General features: G+C 51.1%; 13 protein-coding genes and 1 pseudogene. 7 read left to right on the top strand and 7 right to left on the bottom strand.

What is annotated here, in order from left to right; genetic code table 11:
- Nucleotides 1–15: 15 nt before the first annotated feature.
- On the bottom strand, nucleotides 16–2862 hold the full coding sequence (gene uvrA, locus CFERDRAFT_RS02055; protein ID WP_006365533.1) for an excinuclease ABC subunit UvrA: 2847 nt from the start codon (nucleotides 2860–2862) through the stop codon (nucleotides 16–18).
- A gap of 597 nt (nucleotides 2863–3459) precedes the next feature.
- Entirely contained in the window at nucleotides 3460–6210 is a 2751-nt protein-coding gene (ppdK, locus tag CFERDRAFT_RS02050) for a pyruvate, phosphate dikinase (protein WP_006365532.1), read from the bottom strand.
- Between the two features lie 152 nt (nucleotides 6211–6362).
- On the opposite strand from ppdK, the gene CFERDRAFT_RS02045 reads away from it, so the two are divergent.
- The 3 genes from CFERDRAFT_RS02045 to CFERDRAFT_RS02035 all read left to right on the top strand — a co-directional run bounded on the left by CFERDRAFT_RS02045 (nucleotide 6363) and on the right by CFERDRAFT_RS02035 (nucleotide 8074).
- Nucleotides 6363–7214, top strand: coding sequence for an ABC transporter permease (locus CFERDRAFT_RS02045; protein WP_006365531.1), 852 nt, complete (start codon nucleotides 6363–6365; stop codon nucleotides 7212–7214).
- 162 nt (nucleotides 7215–7376) lie between these two features.
- The gene (locus CFERDRAFT_RS02040; protein WP_040432916.1) at nucleotides 7377–7628 is read left to right on the top strand and encodes a CopG family ribbon-helix-helix protein; all 252 of its coding nucleotides are present in this window, start codon (nucleotides 7377–7379) and stop codon (nucleotides 7626–7628) included.
- The gene (locus tag CFERDRAFT_RS02035) at nucleotides 7625–8074 is read left to right on the top strand and encodes a putative toxin-antitoxin system toxin component, PIN family (RefSeq protein WP_006365530.1); all 450 of its coding nucleotides are present in this window, start codon (nucleotides 7625–7627) and stop codon (nucleotides 8072–8074) included. Before CFERDRAFT_RS02040 ends, CFERDRAFT_RS02035 begins: the two co-directional genes overlap by 4 nt.
- A 45-nt stretch (nucleotides 8075–8119) precedes the next feature.
- Here CFERDRAFT_RS02035 and CFERDRAFT_RS02030 read toward each other — a convergent pair.
- From CFERDRAFT_RS02030 to CFERDRAFT_RS02020, 3 genes and pseudogenes are all read right to left on the bottom strand, one after another.
- Nucleotides 8120–8702: pseudogene (locus tag CFERDRAFT_RS02030) on the bottom strand (four helix bundle suffix domain-containing protein).
- A 219-nt stretch (nucleotides 8703–8921) separates the two neighbouring features.
- Nucleotides 8922–9578 carry an isoprenoid biosynthesis glyoxalase ElbB gene (gene elbB / locus CFERDRAFT_RS02025; RefSeq protein ID WP_006365529.1) on the bottom strand — a complete coding sequence of 219 codons (657 nt, stop codon included), beginning with the start codon at nucleotides 9576–9578 and terminating at the stop codon, nucleotides 8922–8924.
- Between the two features lie 114 nt (nucleotides 9579–9692).
- Complete coding sequence (locus CFERDRAFT_RS02020) at nucleotides 9693–10136, bottom strand: methyltransferase family protein (RefSeq protein ID WP_006365528.1); 444 nt, start codon at nucleotides 10134–10136, stop codon at nucleotides 9693–9695.
- 171 nt (nucleotides 10137–10307) lie between these two features.
- On the opposite strand from CFERDRAFT_RS02020, the gene CFERDRAFT_RS02015 reads away from it, so the two are divergent.
- Nucleotides 10308–10850, top strand: a complete 543-nt coding sequence (locus CFERDRAFT_RS02015) for a hydrolase (RefSeq protein WP_006365527.1) — start codon at nucleotides 10308–10310, stop codon at nucleotides 10848–10850.
- 156 nt (nucleotides 10851–11006) lie between these two features.
- Here CFERDRAFT_RS02015 and lpxK read toward each other — a convergent pair whose 3' ends face one another.
- Entirely contained in the window at nucleotides 11007–12074 is a 1068-nt protein-coding gene (lpxK, locus tag CFERDRAFT_RS02010; RefSeq protein ID WP_006365526.1) for a tetraacyldisaccharide 4'-kinase, read from the bottom strand.
- Nucleotides 12067–12684 carry a lysophospholipid acyltransferase family protein gene (locus CFERDRAFT_RS02005; RefSeq protein ID WP_006365525.1) on the bottom strand — a complete coding sequence of 206 codons (618 nt, stop codon included), beginning with the start codon at nucleotides 12682–12684 and terminating at the stop codon, nucleotides 12067–12069. Before CFERDRAFT_RS02005 ends, lpxK begins: the two co-directional genes overlap by 8 nt.
- A 144-nt stretch (nucleotides 12685–12828) precedes the next feature.
- Between CFERDRAFT_RS02005 and purD the strand changes: the two genes are divergently transcribed.
- The 3 genes from purD to carB all read left to right on the top strand — a co-directional run bounded on the left by purD (nucleotide 12829) and on the right by carB (nucleotide 16463).
- The gene (purD, locus tag CFERDRAFT_RS02000) at nucleotides 12829–14118 is read left to right on the top strand and encodes a phosphoribosylamine--glycine ligase (RefSeq protein WP_040432940.1); all 1290 of its coding nucleotides are present in this window, start codon (nucleotides 12829–12831) and stop codon (nucleotides 14116–14118) included.
- Nucleotides 14119–14433: 315 nt separating this feature from the next.
- Nucleotides 14434–14865 (top strand): Mov34/MPN/PAD-1 family protein, encoded by a 432-nt coding sequence (locus tag CFERDRAFT_RS01995; RefSeq protein ID WP_006365523.1) that lies wholly within the window; start codon nucleotides 14434–14436, stop codon nucleotides 14863–14865.
- A gap of 119 nt (nucleotides 14866–14984) precedes the next feature.
- Entirely contained in the window at nucleotides 14985–16463 is a 1479-nt protein-coding gene (gene carB / locus CFERDRAFT_RS01990; protein ID WP_006365522.1) for a carbamoyl-phosphate synthase large subunit, read from the top strand.
- Nucleotides 16464–16466: the final 3 nt, after the last annotated feature.

Below are 16466 nucleotides of genomic sequence, written 5' to 3'. Positions count from 1 at the left end.
CTCTGAAGTCTCGAATTAACCCTTCGGTGTTCCCATTTCCATTTTCAGGTAGCGGCCGGTGTGGGAGTGTTCCATGGTGGCTATCACTTCGGGTGTTCCTTCTGCTATTATTTCCCCCCCTTCATTTCCCCCTTCAGGTCCAAGGTCTATTACCCAGTCACTGTTTTTGACGATGTCGAGGTTGTGCTCGATGATAATGACGCTGTTGCCTTTGTCAACAAGCTTGCGCAGGACTTCCAGCAGATGCTGGATATCCTGGAAGTGCAGGCCAGTTGTCGGTTCATCGAGAATGTAGAGCGTTTTACCGGTCTGGATTTTAGCGAGTTCAGCCGAGAGTTTGATGCGCTGGGCTTCTCCGCCCGAGAGCATGGGAGAGGGCTGGCCGAGTTTGAGGTAGCCGAGCCCGACGCTCTGCATGGTGGTGAGGATGCGCCGAATACGGGGAAAGTCGACAAAGAACTCCGAAGCCTCTTCGATGGTCATTTCAAGCACATCGGCGATGGATTTGCCGTGGTATTTGACCAGCAGGGTTTCGCGGTTGTAGCGCTCTCCCTTGCAGTTTTCACACTGGACATAGACATCGGGCAGAAAGTTCATCTCGATTTTACGGGTTCCCGCTCCCTGACATACTTCACAGCGCCCCCCTTTGACGTTGAAGCTGAAGCGTCCGGCTTTGTAGCCGCGAATCTGCGCTTCAGGCAGTCGGGTAAAGAAGTCGCGGATAAAGGTGAACGCGCCGGTATAGGTTACCGGGTTGGACCGGGGTGTGCGCCCGATAGGTGACTGGTCGACATTGACCACCTTGTCAATATTCTGGATTCCCTCCACGTTCTCATAGGGATAGGTCAGAAGTTTTGACCGGTAGAAGTGGCGTGCAAGTATCGGGAAGAGTGTTTCATTGATCAGGGTTGATTTACCTGATCCGCTGACGCCGGTAATGCTGACGAGCGAGCGGAGGGGAATGGTGATGTCAACGTTTTTCAGGTTGTTTCCTCTGCACCCTTTAATTTTCAGGTATTGTTTCTCCCCGGTATCGGTTTGCCCTTCTCCTCTGAAACAGACCTGACGTGCACCGCTGAGATACTCCGCTGTGAGTGAGTGGGGGTCAAGGGATGCCGCAGTTCCCTGTGCAACAATCTCTCCGCCGTACTCTCCCGCGCCGGGTCCGAGATCGATGATCTCATCCGCAGCAAGCATGGTATCCTTGTCGTGCTCTACCACGAGTACGGTGTTGCCGAGATCACGAAGCCGCTTGAGAGAATCAATGAGTTTATGGTTGTCGCGCTGATGGAGTCCGATACTTGGTTCATCAAGTACGTAGAGCACTCCGCTGAGCTGCGAGCCGAGCTGAGAGGCAAGCCGTATACGCTGGGCTTCTCCTCCGGAGAGGGTCTGCGAGCCTCTGTCGAGCGAGAGGTAGCTGAGCCCTACATTCAAAAGAAATTCCAGCCGCTTGATGATTTCATGCAGCACCGGTGTGGCGACCAGCAGCTCTTTCGGCGTGAGGGTTGGAGGCAGCGCGCTGAAAAATGCAAGTGCATCGGGCAGCGGGAGTGCTTCGGCTTCGGCAATGTTGAGATTGTTGATTTTTACCAGCAGGCTCTCTTTGCGCAGTCGAGCCCCGTTGCACTCCGGGCAGGGCTGCCGGATCATAAAGCTCTCTGCCCACTCCCTGATTTTCGGCGATCCGGCATTCCGGCGGATCTCGTCAACATAGGGGAGGGCGCCGGGAAATGGCTGGGGATAGAGGGTGTCGTGGCCGGAGTAGGAGTAGCTGACGTTAAAGGTCCGGCTCCCTGATCCTTTAATGAGGATATTCAGGGCCTCTTTGGGTATATCGCAAAGCGGTGTATCAAGGGTAAAGTCAAACTCCCTGGCAATTGCCCTGATCACCTGCCAGAGGTTTCGTTTGCCGGGTTTGCCGAACGGGTCAAGGCCACCTTCGTTGAGAGAACGCGAGAGGTCGGGGATCATCAGCTCTCCAGAAAGCTGCATGAGCTCCCCGATGCCGTTGCACTGCGGGCATGCGCCGTATGGGGAGTTGAAGCTGAAATGGTTTGGTGCGAGGGTATCGACCGGTACGGAGCCGTCAGAATAGGCGTATCGTGTGCTGAAGACCAGCTCTTTCTGCGGGCTTTCAAACGGGTCGCAGATAACCGATGACTTGTGTTCCGAGAGGCTGATCGCAAGCGAGACGGCCTGTTTGAGCCGCTCAGCGCAATCGGGACCGATCACCATACGGTCTACCACCAGTTCAATCGAATGACTTTTATATCGCTCGATCTGCATGTTTTTTTCCATCTCCCGGTACTCTCCGTCAATTCGGACCCGGAGATAGCCTTTGAGCAGCAGTCGTTCAAAGAGTTCGCGGTAGTGCCCTTTACGACCGGCCACAAGAGGGGAGAGAATCTGGATTTTCGTTCCTTCCGGAAGAGCAAGTATGGCTTCACAGATCTGTTCCTCGCTCTGTTTTTTGAGCATATGGCCGGTAACGGGGTCGTAGCGTCGTCCGGCCCTGGCGTAGAGCAGGCGGATGAAGTCATGAATCTCCGTGATGGTCCCGACTGTTGAGCGGGGAGAGCGGTTTGTGCTCTTCTGGTCGATGGCTATAACGGGCGAGAGACCTTCAATAAAATCAACATCGGGACGTTCAATGCTGCCGATATACTGGCGCGCATAGGGTGAAAGCGTCTCCATAAAGCGGCGCTGCCCTTCGGCATAAATGGTGTCGAATGCGAGGCTGGACTTTCCGGAGCCTGAAAGTCCGGTAATGACAACAAACCGGTTGCGGGGAATATCGAGAGAGATGTTTTTGAGATTGTGGACTCTGGCACCCTTGATATTGATATGACTGTATTCCATTGTTCTCTCTATTCTCTTTTAGGGCACCCCTATTAATTCGTGCTATCGGGGCACTGCTATAAATATATTCCGTCCAAACTTTGGGAGTGATATTTCTATCTCGCCCCCCGGCAGGTCGCAAAGATCAAACCGCTTGCGACAATAAAAAGTGCTGCCCGAATGAGCGTTTATGGCTCCGGTTTATTTTGTGCTGTTGAGCAGCATAACGGAACGAATTTCAATATCGATATTATTTTCCGTAAGCACACTGAAAAAGGTTAGGGCACCGCTATAAATTTATTCTGCGATTCGATTACTTCGTTGAGTGGTGCTCTGAAAAGAGAAGAGGGAGAGAGTGGACTTTAGTGGACGAAGAGATGGTGGACAGAAGTGGACGAAGTGGACAGGAGGAAAAAAGTGCTGAGTAGCGAGTGCCGGGTGGTGAGTCGAAGAGAAAAATCAAGGGAACCACAAGGGATTGCTCCTGCACTATTTCGTCAGTTTCGTGGTTTAAAAATTTTCAAACCGCTCGCGAACATACATAGAGGTGCCCTTATAATGAAAAAGGCGGCCGGTGGCCGCCTTTTTCTTAAGAACATGGTGTGTGTGTGAAAAGCTTCAGCCCTGCAGTGCAGCTCTTGCAGCGGCAAGGCGTGCAATCGGAACCCGGAAAGGGCTGCATGAAACGTAGTTGAGTCCTATCTGGTGGCAGAACTCGACTGAAGAGGGATCGCCTCCGTGTTCGCCGCAGATGCCGAGTTTGAGATCCGGTTTGACTGAACGACCCTCTTTGGCTGAGATACTCATCAGGCGGCCGACGCCATCCCTGTCAATGGATTCAAAGGGGTTGCGGGCAAAGATCTCCTGCTGCTGGTAGGTCGGCAGGAACTGGCCGGAGTCGTCGCGGCTCATGCCGAGTCCCATCTGGGTCAGATCGTTGGTACCGTAGCTGAAGAAATCAGCAGCGGTTGCAATCTGGTCGGAGGTGATTGCCGCGCGAGGAACCTCGATCATGGTGCCCACAAGATACTTGACACCGGTTCCCTGTTCGGCTATGACGCTGCGGGCTGTTTTATGGATAACTTCGCTGGTGATCTCAAGCTCCTTTACGGTGCTGACAAGCGGAACCATGATTTCAGGTACCACTTCGAGCCCCTCCTTCTTGATTTTACAGGCGGCCTCAATGATAGCGCGAACCTGCATGACCGTGATTTCCGGGTGAAGGATGCCGAGGCGGCAGCCGCGAAGGCCGAGCATCGGGTTGAATTCGTGCAGATCACTGATGCGTTCTTTTACGGCAGCAACCGATTTGCCCATCTTTTTGGCAAGGGATTCGATTTCGCTGTCGGTGTGCGGCAGGAACTCATGGAGCGGAGGATCGAGGAGTCTGATGGTGACGGGGCGGGAGCCCATCGTCTTGAAGAGTCCGTAGAAGTCTTCGCGCTGATAGGGAAGCAGCTTTTCAAGTGCTTTTTTGCGACCGTCCACATTTTCGGCCAGAATCATTTCGCGCATCGCGTCAATGCGCTCTCCGCCGAAGAACATGTGCTCGGTACGGCAGAGGCCGATACCTTCAGCGCCGAAGGTGATGGCAATCTCAGCCTGGTCAGGCTGGTCGGCATTGGTACGGATGTTGAGTTTGCGGTATTTGTCGGCCCACTCCATGAGCTGCTTGTAGATCGGCCAGGTTGGAGCATCTTCGGGCTTCAGGGTCTTGTCGACCAGAACCTCGATGATCTCGGAGTTTTTGGTTGCTACCTTTCCGGCAATGACTTCGCCGGTGCTGCCGTCTATGGAGATGTAGTCACCTTCATTGAGGACGATCGGGTTACCGCTGACGCGAAGTTCACCTTTCTGGTAGTCGATGCTGAGTGCTCCGCATCCCACGACGCACACCTTGCCCATCTGGCGGGCAACAAGTGCTGCATGTGAGGTCATGCCGCCTCGTTCGGTGAGAATCCCTTCCGAAACGGCCATACCCTTGATGTCTTCTGGTGATGTTTCGATACGAACGAGAATGACCGCTTCTCCGCGCTTGCCGGCCTCATAGGCATCAACCGCGTTAAAGTAGATTTTTCCGGTAGCAGCGCCGGGTCCGGCATTCAGGCCGGTTGCAAGCAGACGTCCGCCGGCAATGGCCTCCTTTTTCTCGTCGAGGTTAAAGACCGGGCGGAGAAGCTGGTTGAGCTGTTCAGGCTCAATGCGCATCAGTGCCTCTTTTTCATCAATCAGCTTTTCGTTGAACATGTCAACGGCAATTTTGACAGCGGCAAAACCGGTTCGTTTGCCTACGCGGCATTGCAGCATGAAGAGCTTGTTATTCTCGATGGTGAACTCGATGTCCATCATGTCGTGGTAGTGGTGTTCGAGAATCGAGCGTATATCTTCAAGCTGGTCGTAAATTCCGGGGTTTTCAGCCTGGAGCTGTTCGATTTTAAGCGGGGTTCTTGTGCCTGCCACAACATCCTCACCCTGGGCATTCATCAGGAACTCGCCGTAGAAAATGTTATCGCCGGTGGCGGCATCGCGGGTGAATGCTACACCGGTTCCGCAATCTTCGCCCATGTTGCCGAAGACCATCGCCTGGACGTTACAGGCTGTTCCCCAGTAGCCGGGAATGTGGTTGAGTTTGCGGTAGACAATTGCCCGTTCGTTGTTCCAGCTGTTGAATACAGCGCCGATCGCTCCGCGAAGCTGTTCGTGGGGATCTTCGGGGAATGTCTTGCCGGTTTTTTCGAGAATGGCTGCTTTGTATTTGCTGACGATATCCTGCAGGTCCTCAACCTTGAACTCGGTGTCAAGCTCAATACCGAGTTCGTGTTTTTTTGCTTCAAGTATCTTTTCGAATGGATCAATCTCTTTTTTGTCTGCCGGTTTCAAATCCAGCACAACATCACCGTACATCTGCACAAAACGGCGGTAGCAGTCCCATGCAAAGCGGGGATTGCCCGATTTTTTTGCCAGACCGGCAACGGTTTTTTCATTCAGGCCGAGATTGAGAATGGTGTCCATCATGCCGGGCATGGAGGCTCTTGCGCCTGAACGGACTGAAACAAGCAGAGGGTTTTCCGGATCTCCGAACTTCTTTTCAAGAACATCCTCGATTTTTGTGAGAGCCAGGGGAATATCTTTTTCAAAGAGGTTTGTCGGGTAGGTTTTCTGGTGGTCGTAATAGTAGGTGCAGACTTCAGTGGAAATGGTGAATCCGGGAGGCACCGGCAGGCCGATATTGGCCATTTCCGCCAGATTGGCGCCTTTACCGCCCAGCAGGTTTTTCATTGACGCATCACCTTCTGCAGAACCGCCCGAGAAGCGGTAGATGTACTGCTTGGCAGCAGCTTTTTCGTTACTCATCTCAGATGTTGGCATTGTTTTTCAGGAGTAAATTTATCTTTTCACCAGATTAACAAAATGGGAGATGGTGAAAAAACAGATGAAGTTGACTACTATTACAAGAATTGAAATTTAATAAAAAAAACCTATGTAAAAATCTTCCGAAAAGAAGATTATCTCTATTCGTTATGGGTGCTGAACTGATCGTTATTCTTTTGCAGATTTTGCGGATCGCCGTGCCTTATGTGCTGACCTCTGTGGGTGCCACTTTTTCCGAACGGGGGGGTGTTGTCAACCTTGCACTTGAGGGGCTGATGCTTGCCGGAGCCTTCGGTGCGGCTTACGGCCAGTACCGGACAGGTTCTGCTCTTGCGGGGATTGCTCTGGCTCTTTTTTCCGGCTTCGCAGTCGCGCTGCTTTTTGCCATTATTACCATTACCCTGAAGGCTGACCAGATTGTTGCCGGCATTGCCGTCAATATTCTTGTTATGGGTGCCACCCGTTTCGGTCTCACTCTGCTTTACGGCAGTTCAATGAACTCCGAGCGAATTGCGGGGATCGACGTTCCTTTTCTCTTTCTGGATCCTCTTTTTCTTGCTTCGATTTTCTCTGTGCCGGTCGGCCATTTTCTGCTCTTTAAAACCCCATACGGATTGCGGCTTCGGGCTGCAGGACAAAGCGCTGAAACTGCGGAGAGCGCCGGAATCAATGTGGACTTTATGCGATATTCCGGAGTACTGATTTCCGGTGGACTTGCCGCTCTTGCAGGTGCTTTTCTGGTCTTTCAGCAGCACACCTTTACCGATAACATGTCGGCCGGAAGGGGATATATTGCTCTTTCGGCCATGATCATCGGCAAGTGGACTCCTCTCGGTGCAGTTGCTGCAAGCCTGATGTTCGCCGCTGCCGAATCCATGGAGATCTGGTTTCAGACAGGATGGATTCCATCCCAGCTTGTGCAGACAATGCCCTATGTCATCACGCTCATTGTGCTTGCGGGGCTCGGGAGGAGGAGAGGGAAGCGTGCTGAGGGAAGATGAAGAAAGTGGACTTTAGTGGACGAAGAGATGGTGGACAGCGGTGGACGCCAGTGGACAGGAGGGTAAAAAAAGAGCTGAGTCGCGAGTGTTGAGCGGATGGGGGAATTATATGATAATGTACAATGTTTGTATATTGATTTATAACCTCTAAAAAACTTAGTGATGCCTACTGTTACTGTTAATATTGCTTTTCAGGATTCATTACTGGATCAAATTGATAAAACAGCCAGGAAGGAGTTCAGAAGCCGTTCAGAGCTGATCAGGGAGGCAGCCAGGCTTTACATTGAGCGCCGGAGCCAGTGGAGTGACCTTTTTGCCCTGGGCGATATGGTTGTACAGAAAAATCAATTAACCCAGGATGATGTGTCGGGTGAGATAGCCTCTGCGCGTGCTGCGAGAACCACATCTGCATGAGGATTGTTTTCGACTCCAATGTTCTCATTTCCGGATTTCTTTTTGGCGGAAATCCAAGAGAGGTGCTGAGACTCTGTTCATCGGGCAAGGTGATAAATTGTATTTCTCCTGCAATAATTCAGGAGGTGGAAGCAGTATTACATCGCCCAAAGTTTGCACTTTCATCTGAGCAGGTATACAGGATTATTGGATTGTTCAGGGATACGTTTATGATGGTGACGCCCAAAAATCAGGTTGATTTTATAACTCTTGATCCTGATGATGACCGGATTCTTGAAGCTGCGGATGCGGCAGAGGCAAAGATGATTGTTTCAGGTGACAAGCATTTGCTCGAACTGGTCTCCTGGAAAGATATTCTCATTATGACCCCGGCTGATTTTTTAAAAGTGCTGAGCGAAGAAAAAAGGGGAAAGTGGACGCCAGTGGACGAAGAGATGTTGGACTGAAGTGGACTGAGTGGACAAGATCTGAAGAGGGGATAAAATTTGGGTTTATTTTTGTCTTCGATGGTGAGCGCGGATGTTGTATAGGCGTTCGGAGATTCCTCCCTCGGTTTCAAACGATTTAGCCAGTGATCTGATTTGCCGGTCGAGAAGAGTGCATGCTACAGCAATCAATACCAGCACTGCATTAGCTGCCAGTTCAGAAGCATTTGTGTTTGAGAAGTCTGATCGGTTATCGTCGCTTTTTATCAACTCATTCTTGACCCATAGAGCTACATCGTCCGCGCTCGTGCATCGGCGGTCAATCAGACTTTGTCGGATCGGATCTGTTCTATCCCATATTTTAAGTTGTCGCTGGCGAAGATAGTCTTCGAAATCGAGTCGAAGTTCTTCGAGGCTTGCTCTGGCAACACCTGTGAGTTTAAGTTCTGTTTTTTTTGACGTGCCCGATGCCTGGCTTCCTTCTGCAATGTTCTGTACTCCTGACCGTGCAGCCTGTACCATCTGGTCACGGGTCCGGCTTCGGAAGTCAACAAATCGGGCAGGTAACATTATAGATCAACTGTGCAATCCGGAAGCTTTTGAGTCGTCGGTATCCACCGTGTTCTGGTATGAGCGGTTCGCTGCCCATTTCTTTTCGCTTTTTTTAATTACATGGCGTAAAAATAACGAAAAAGAGAGGAAAGGAAAAGAAGAAAGTGGACAGGGAGGAAGAAAGTGGACCAAGTGGACGCGAGTGGACAAGAGCTGAAGAGTGTTGGAGGGTAGATTTGTTTTTCGGTATTGTCCACTATGTCCATAATCGTCCACTTCGTCCACCCTCCTGCAGTCCACTTTTTTCATTGTGATCTCAGAGCATTGCTATGATTTCCGTAACGAGTTTTTCGATTCCTTTGGCTACTTCTGCTATTGAGGAATCGAGCATGTAGGCGGGGGTGCTTACTATTTTACCCTGTTTGCTTACAATGGCGTTTGAGGCGGAGCATTCGATGTGCCGGGCTCCCATAGCTTTGAGGTGACCGGCCGTCTCTTTGTCAATGCCGGTTGTCAGTTCAATCTGCTGGTCACCGAGTACCTTTGCGGCGATTACGGGGGAGATACACATAAATCCGAGCGGTTTTCCGGCATTGTAGAATGAGCGCAATGCAGAGGTGATTTCCGGTAATACTTCGCATTCCGGCCCCTTGCTCTCATAGTTGCAGAGATTTTTAGCTGCGCCGTACCCTCCGACAAGAATAAGGGCATCGAGATCAAGGGTATCAATGTTGCTGAGATCGGTGATGGCGCCCCGGGCAATGCGTGCCGCTTCAACCAGAACATTTCGGGATTCGGAGGTTACGGCTTCACCGGTGAGGTGGTTGACAACATGGTGCTGCGGGATGTTCGGCGCCAGACATAGCGCTTTTGCTCCGGCATGGTCAATTGCCAGCAGTGTAAGGACGGCTTCATGGATTTCCGATCCATCATAGACTCCGCATCCGGAAAGAAGAACACCTATATTTTTCATGGCAGTAGTCAGTAGAGTTTCGTTGTGACGATGATTCGTGAACACGATGCGTGTTCTTCCGGTGAAAGGTAATGGTTTGCGCTGAAATTTGAAATAGTTCAGGGGTTACGGTAATCAGTAGATCCAGGGGATGAATTTTTTTACACGATGCCTGTAACTATTATATTCAGGATGGCGTATACTGAGCCAGCGCTCTTCCTGTGCAGCCTTGTAGTCGAAGAAGAGCAGGCCGATACCTGTCATGAAAAGATGGGAGAGGCTCATCTGAAAAGCACTCCATCCGAAGGCGGCAAAAAGCACGCCGCTGTAAAGGGGGTGGCGTACAACGTGATAAATTCCCGTAGTGACGAGTTGATTGTTCTCTGTAGGATAAGGGAATGGCGTAAGCGATTTTCTGATGGAGAATAAACCAAGTGCGACCAATACGAGTGCATATCCGGTGAAGAGTGAGAGTATTGTCCATCTGATGAACGCAAGCGATGTAAAGAGTTCGAGGCCGGAAAGTTGCGGATAGACTGGCAGAACAATAAAGCCCGTCATCAGAATGAGCTGAAGCATGACCAGATATTCCCCCTTTTTGCCACAGGGCAATTCCCGCTCTTCCGGGGGTTCATTATTTAGGGGACGGCTCTTCATATTTACCATTAAATGTTACATATTTGTCACTTTGTTGCTTTATCCGTACAACATTCTCTTGCTATCTAAAGTTTTTTCAATCAACACACAACTATGATTACTCCTAAGGATACGCTGCTTCTGCTTATTGATGTACAGGGCCGGCTGGCAAAGGGTGTATTTGAAGCGGCAAAGGTGGAGGGCACGCTCAGCCGCTTGATACGGGCCTGTCAGGTGCTTGAGGTGCCGGTGCTGGTCACCGAACAGTATCCGAAGGGGCTGGGCCATACCATTGAGTCGTTGATGGAGCTGTTGCCCGGAAATGTTCCCGTTGAGAAGCTTGCGTTCAGTTGTTGCGGCAGTCCGGAGTTCATGCACCGGCTCCGTTCATTCAACCGCAATGATATTCTTGTTGCCGGCATTGAGACCCATGTCTGCGTCTACCAGACAGCGGTTGAACTGATCGAGTTTGGTTATAATGTTCATCTGGTGACCGATGCCGTTTCGTCAAGAAGCGAAGAGAACAAAAATCTTGGAATTCGCTGTATTGAAAAGGCCGGAGCCTCCCTGACCAGCAGTGAAATGGCTCTCTTTGAATTGCTGCGGGTGGCTGAAGGCGATACATTCAAGGCGGTTTCGAAGATTGTCAAAGAGTAGGGGGAAAGTGGACTGAGTGGACGAAGAACTTGTGGACAGAAGTGGACGCGAGTGGACAAGAGAAGAGGCGGAAGAAAAGTTCTGAGTGCTGAGCCGAAGAAGGAGATTTTTCTCTTCGTCGTTGTTCTCTTTGCTGTCCTTTAACTCCTCGTTCCTCTATTTCAACCCGGCAGCTTCTCGCAGCATCTTTTGGAGTATCTCTTTTCCTTCAAAGATGTCGGTTTCTATTTTGAGGTAGTAGCTGGGTCTTGCGGTTATGATGCTGATCAGTTCCGGACTGCCGAGCAGACGGAAGTAGTCTTTTTCGGTCGTAATCAGACAGAGCCCCTTTTCATCGGCTTCACGCCGTATTGACTGTAGTTTTTTTGCGGTGAACGGCTCGTGATCCTTGAAAAAACGGTGAGCCGAGACGGTTACCCCCTTTGATTTAAGACTTTCCAGAAAGCTGCCGGGCGAAGCGATACCGGCAAAGGCAAGGGCGTTAAGGCTTTCGGGCAGGGGGGCCTCATCTGAAGAGATAAATTCCCCTGAAAGGCAGACAAGGTCTCCGGTTTTGATACGGGCTTTTATAACCGGCCTTCCGGTTTTTTCCAGCTCTTTTTTCAGGATTTCGGCCTCTTCAAGGTCACTGATTTTGTTGAGAAGAATCAGGTCGGCTCGTGCAATATTTTTCAGGGGTTCTCTCAATCGCCCTTCGGGCAGCAGTCTGGCCTTGAAATAGGGTTCAGCGGCATTGATAATGGCGATGTCAAGCTCGCGGCCGATCTGACGGTGCTGGAATGCATCGTCAAGAATGATGACCGAGGGAACTCTTCGTGAAAAGTGCCTGATCATCCAGGTTACAGCAGCCTTTCGTTTTTCGCCAACAATGACAATGGCATCGGGATTGTTCCATGCAAGCATTGTTGTTTCATCTCCGGCCTCCCTGCTGCCGAGCAGAACTCTGTTGCCGTCTGAAACCAGTTTTACCCCTTTTGACTCCCGCCGGTAACCACGCGAGATGATTGCCGGTTTACAGCCGATTGAGAGGTAGTATTTGACAATCCAGTCAACGAGCGGAGTTTTGCCTGTTCCTCCTGCCGTAAGGTTGCCGATTGAGACAACCGGAATCGGGGAGCTCCATCGGCTGAAGAGTGTGCGCTCGAAGAGTGCATTGCGCAGTTGCATGATGGAGCCATAGAGGAGAGCGACGGGACGGAGAAGTATGGAGAGCGGGTTATGCATGGCTCAGTTGTTCAGAAAGTTGTTTGCAGCAGGCGTGAAGTTCCTCTTCACTTCTGAATTCGGGGAGTTCTATGAGCTGGAGTGTGACCGTCGTTCTGGTGAAGGGTTTCGGGATTTCAAACCGGTCCCAGCTTTTGAGCCTCCAGGATGCGGCATAGCTGATTCGGGCAAAAATCAGAGGAGAGCGGTTGCGGGCAGCGAGCCGGATAGAGCCATACTTGAACTGGTTTATCGGTCCCCTTGGTCCGTCAGGAGTAATGACAACAATATCCCCTTTTTCGAGAGTCTGCTGCATGGCTCGTATGACTTCAACGCTTCCCCTGGAGCTTGACCCCCTGATGAGTGCATAGCCGAGCTGCTGCAGTGCATCGGAAAGAATGCGCCCGTCTTTTGACTGACTTACCACCGCAGCGGTAGGCTCTCCGGGAAAGAGTTCCCGTGCCAGGAGCCATCCGGCAACCATTTTGCCGTGCCAGAATGCGAAAATGGTTCCTTTTCCGTGCACTCTCATCTCTCCTTCCGGAGGCGTCACTGATATGCGGAGGCTTTTATAGAGAAGCTTCAGCACAAACGGCAGGATATGCCGGGTAATTACCGGTGAGAGTGCCATAAAAGGGGTGGCAAATTTTTTTTATTGTTTATTTTACCCTGCCTGCATTATATACATGCTACCTGCTGTATGAACGGGAGTAATTTAATAAACCACGCCGATAAACCACAGGGTGAACTGCGGCTGATGCCCACACTGAGAGCTATGAATGTTTTGATTATTGGAAGCGGAGCCCGGGAGCATGCCATGGCGCGGGCAGCAGCACAAAGTGAACGGGTGCAAGCCGTTTTTGTTGCTCCCGGCAATGGAGGAACCGCCATGATGGGTGGTAAAGTCCACAATGTTGCGCTCAAGGCAACCGATCTGGACGGTTTATTGCAATTTGCCGGAGAAACAGGTGTTGAGCTGACGGTTGTCGGCCCTGAACAGCCGCTTGAACTGGGTATTGTCGATCTGTTTCGCCGTTCCGGTAAAAAGATCGTCGGCCCGACAAGGGATGCTGCCCGTCTTGAATCGAGCAAGGTGTTTGCCAAGGAGTTTATGCAGCGGCATCATATTCCCACTGCCGGGTATCGTGTGTTCCGCGATTCGGCCTCCGCTGTCAGCTACCTCGGTGCACTTCCGGAACGCTCCTGGCCCCAGGTCATCAAGGCCAGCGGTCTCTGCGGAGGTAAGGGTGTGATTATTGCCGAAGACCGTGACGTTGCTTTGCGGACCATCATCGAGCTTTTTGACGATCGTATTTTCGGAGATGCCGCCGATGAGGTGGTTATCGAGGATTTTTTAAAGGGAGAGGAGGCAAGCGTTTTTGCCCTGACCGATGGTGTCAGCTACAGGTTGTTTCTCTCTGCACAGGACCATAAGCGGATAGGCGACGGGGATACCGGGAAAAACACCGGGGGAATGGGTGCTTATGCCCCGGCTCCGCTGGTGAGTGCCGAGGTTATGCGAAAGGTTGAAGAGCGGGTTATCCGTCCTACTCTTGCCGGGATGGCTTCGGAAGGTTATCCCTATACAGGCTTTTTGTATGTCGGTCTGATGATTGATGGCGGTGAACCTTCAGTAGTTGAGTACAATGCGCGTCTCGGTGATCCGGAAACCCAGGTGGTGCTTCCGCTTTTGAAAAGCGACCTGATCGCGGCCCTTCAGGCAAGTGTTGATGGTGATGGACGGCTCAATGAGGTACCGTTCGAGATGTATCAGCAATCTGCTGCGACGGTTGTTATGGCTTCCGGCGGCTATCCGGATCATTATGAAACCGGTAAACCGGTCACTATTGCCGACGGAGTGGAGAGTTTGGAGGGGTGTATGGTTTTTCATGCCGGAACGAGCCTGGATGGCGCGAGACTGTTAACGGCGGGGGGGAGGGTTTTTTCGGTTACCGCTCTCGGTGATACGCTCAGAGAGAGTATTGACCGAGCCTATGAGGCTGTTGAAAAAATCAGTTTTGAGGGAGCATATTATCGAAGCGATATAGGGGCAAAAGCGCTTTAGGGGATTACCGCTCATGACGATTTATAGCGCTGCCCTTAAGTGCTTTGGGAAGAGGAAGATGAAGAAAGTGGACTGAGTGGACGAAGAGATGGTGGACAGAAGTGGACGCTGGTGGACAAGAGGAAAAAAGTGCTGAGTAGCGAGTGTTGAGTCGAAGAGAACAGCAGCATGGTTTTTTGTGCATAATTTCGTGTAATTTCGTCTGTTTCGTGGTTCAAAAATCCTCAAACCGCTCATGACAATTTTAAAAAGGGCCTATAAAAAAGGTGCCTATATCTACAAGGTTTACGTATCAAGTCAATCGATAGTTGTTTTATGAAACTACTCAGGCGTAAATTTGAAATTATTCAGGAACAGGCTTTCCGGGAACTGCCCTATGAGTGCTGCGGGCTGCTTGCGGGAGTGAAAAATGTAGATCACCGGGGCAATATCGAGAACATTGTCTATGAGGTTGCTCCCTGCAGGAACTGCCTTTATTCCGGACGGGAACATGGTTTTGAGATTTCGCATAATGAGTATGACGCTGTCGAGAGGGAGGCCGAACGCCTCGGTTACCAGATTGTCGGTTCCTACCACTCGCATATCAATTCGCCGGCGATTCCGTCACTTCACGATGTTGATTTTGCCCGATCGGGCCATACCATGCTGATTATTTCACTGATGAATCGTGAACCGAAAGAGGTAACGGCATGGCTGAGACGTGAGTCAGGCGGTTTTCACCAGGAGCAGATCAGGGTGATGGAGTAGCGGAAGAGAGTGGAGTGTAGTGGACGCTGGTGGACAAGATGAAGAGGGGTGAAACTCGGCAAATATTTTGTACATTACGTTCATTTTGAAGCTTACCAAGTATTAAAACCCGAAACAACGTGCCAAAGCGGGAAGATATAAAGTCGATTTTAGTGATTGGGGCCGGTCCTATTGTGATCGGTCAGGCCTGTGAGTTTGATTATTCCGGCACTCAGGCCTGCCGTGCTCTCAAGGAGGATGGCTATCGTGTTATTCTGGTGAACAGCAATCCGGCGACCATTATGACCGATGTTGAGTTTGCCGATGCCACCTATATTGAGCCGATTACACCGGAGTATGTGCAGAAAATCATAGAGAAGGAGAAGCCTGATGCGCTTCTGCCTACCATGGGCGGTCAGACTGCATTGAATACGGCGGTCGCTCTTGCCGAGTCCGGCATTCTTGAACGTAACGGGGTTGAGCTTATCGGCGCAAAGCTTCGCGCAATCAGAAAGGCTGAAAACCGTGAGTTTTTCAGCGATGCCATGAAGAAAATAGGCCTTGAGATGGCCAAGGGTGTTTTTGTCCGCAATGAAAAAGAGGCAAAAGAGGCGCTTGAGGAGATAGGTCTTCCGATCATTATCCGTCCCTCGTTTACGCTTGGAGGTACCGGCGGCGGTTTTGCCGAAACCAAGTCAGACTATTATGAAGCGGTCCGCAGAGGTCTTGCTGAAAGTCCCATCAGTGAAGTGCTGGTTGAGGAGTGCCTCTTCGGCTGGAAGGAGTATGAGCTTGAGGTGATTCGTGATCTGGCCGATAATGTCATTATTGTCTGCTCTATCGAAAATTTTGATCCGATGGGCGTGCACACCGGCGACAGTATTACCGTAGCGCCAGCCCAGACACTTACCGACCGCCAGTACCAGGAGCTCAGGGATGCTTCGGTCCGGATTATCCGCGAAATCGGTGTTGAGACCGGCGGCAGCAATATCCAGTTTGCCATTCATCCAGGGAATGGCCGTATCGTTGTTATTGAGATGAATCCGCGTGTGTCGCGCAGCTCTGCACTGGCCTCCAAGGCGACCGGATTTCCGATTGCCAAGGTTGCGGCAAAGCTTGCCGTGGGTTATACACTCGACGAAATTCTCAATGATATCACTAAAACCACTCCGGCCAGTTTTGAGCCGGTCATTGATTACTGCGTCGTCAAGGTTCCCCGCTGGGATTTTGAAAAGTTCAAGAATGTTGACGCCCGTCTGGGTGTGCAGATGAAGTCGGTCGGTGAAGTGATGGCGTTCGGCCGCAACTTCCGCGAAGCGCTGCAGAAGTCGCTCAGGGGACTTGAGATCGGTCGTGCCGGTCTTGGCTCCGACGGCAAGGATATCATGAATGTGCTTGATATGACGCAGCAGCAGAAGAAGTTTGCCAAAGAGGATATTCTGGAGAAGATAAGGATACCGAAAGCGGACAGGATCTTTTATCTCCGTTACGCATTTCAGGCGGGTGCGACCATTGATGAGGTGCATCAGTCAACCGGAATTGATCCATGGTTTCTCGACAATATCCGCCAGATCGTTGAGTTCGAAAATGAGCTCAGGGAACTTGCTGCCGCCGAGTGAGCG

Origin of the sequence: Chlorobium ferrooxidans DSM 13031, from assembly GCF_000168715.1 — a bacterium.
Taxonomy (GTDB): domain Bacteria; phylum Bacteroidota; class Chlorobiia; order Chlorobiales; family Chlorobiaceae; genus Chlorobium; species Chlorobium ferrooxidans.
This window is presented reverse-complemented; position numbering and strand designations above follow the sequence as displayed.

Excerpts from the sequence above, each read along its gene's own strand:
- uvrA (WP_006365533.1), bottom strand. The coding sequence starts at position 2,862 with ATGGAATACAGTCATATCAATATCAAGGGTGCCAGAGTCCACAATCTC.
- ppdK (WP_006365532.1), bottom strand. The coding sequence starts at position 6,210 with ATGCCAACATCTGAGATGAGTAACGAAAAAGCTGCTGCCAAGCAGTAC.
- CFERDRAFT_RS02045 (WP_006365531.1), top strand. The coding sequence starts at position 6,363 with ATGGGTGCTGAACTGATCGTTATTCTTTTGCAGATTTTGCGGATCGCC.
- CFERDRAFT_RS02040 (WP_040432916.1), top strand. The coding sequence starts at position 7,377 with ATGCCTACTGTTACTGTTAATATTGCTTTTCAGGATTCATTACTGGAT.
- CFERDRAFT_RS02035 (WP_006365530.1), top strand. The coding sequence starts at position 7,625 with ATGAGGATTGTTTTCGACTCCAATGTTCTCATTTCCGGATTTCTTTTT.
- elbB (WP_006365529.1), bottom strand. The coding sequence starts at position 9,578 with ATGAAAAATATAGGTGTTCTTCTTTCCGGATGCGGAGTCTATGATGGA.
- CFERDRAFT_RS02020 (WP_006365528.1), bottom strand. The coding sequence starts at position 10,136 with ATGCTTCAGCTCATTCTGATGACGGGCTTTATTGTTCTGCCAGTCTAT.
- CFERDRAFT_RS02015 (WP_006365527.1), top strand. The coding sequence starts at position 10,308 with ATGATTACTCCTAAGGATACGCTGCTTCTGCTTATTGATGTACAGGGC.
- lpxK (WP_006365526.1), bottom strand. The coding sequence starts at position 12,074 with ATGCATAACCCGCTCTCCATACTTCTCCGTCCCGTCGCTCTCCTCTAT.
- CFERDRAFT_RS02005 (WP_006365525.1), bottom strand. The coding sequence starts at position 12,684 with ATGGCACTCTCACCGGTAATTACCCGGCATATCCTGCCGTTTGTGCTG.
- purD (WP_040432940.1), top strand. The coding sequence starts at position 12,829 with ATGAATGTTTTGATTATTGGAAGCGGAGCCCGGGAGCATGCCATGGCG.
- CFERDRAFT_RS01995 (WP_006365523.1), top strand. The coding sequence starts at position 14,434 with ATGAAACTACTCAGGCGTAAATTTGAAATTATTCAGGAACAGGCTTTC.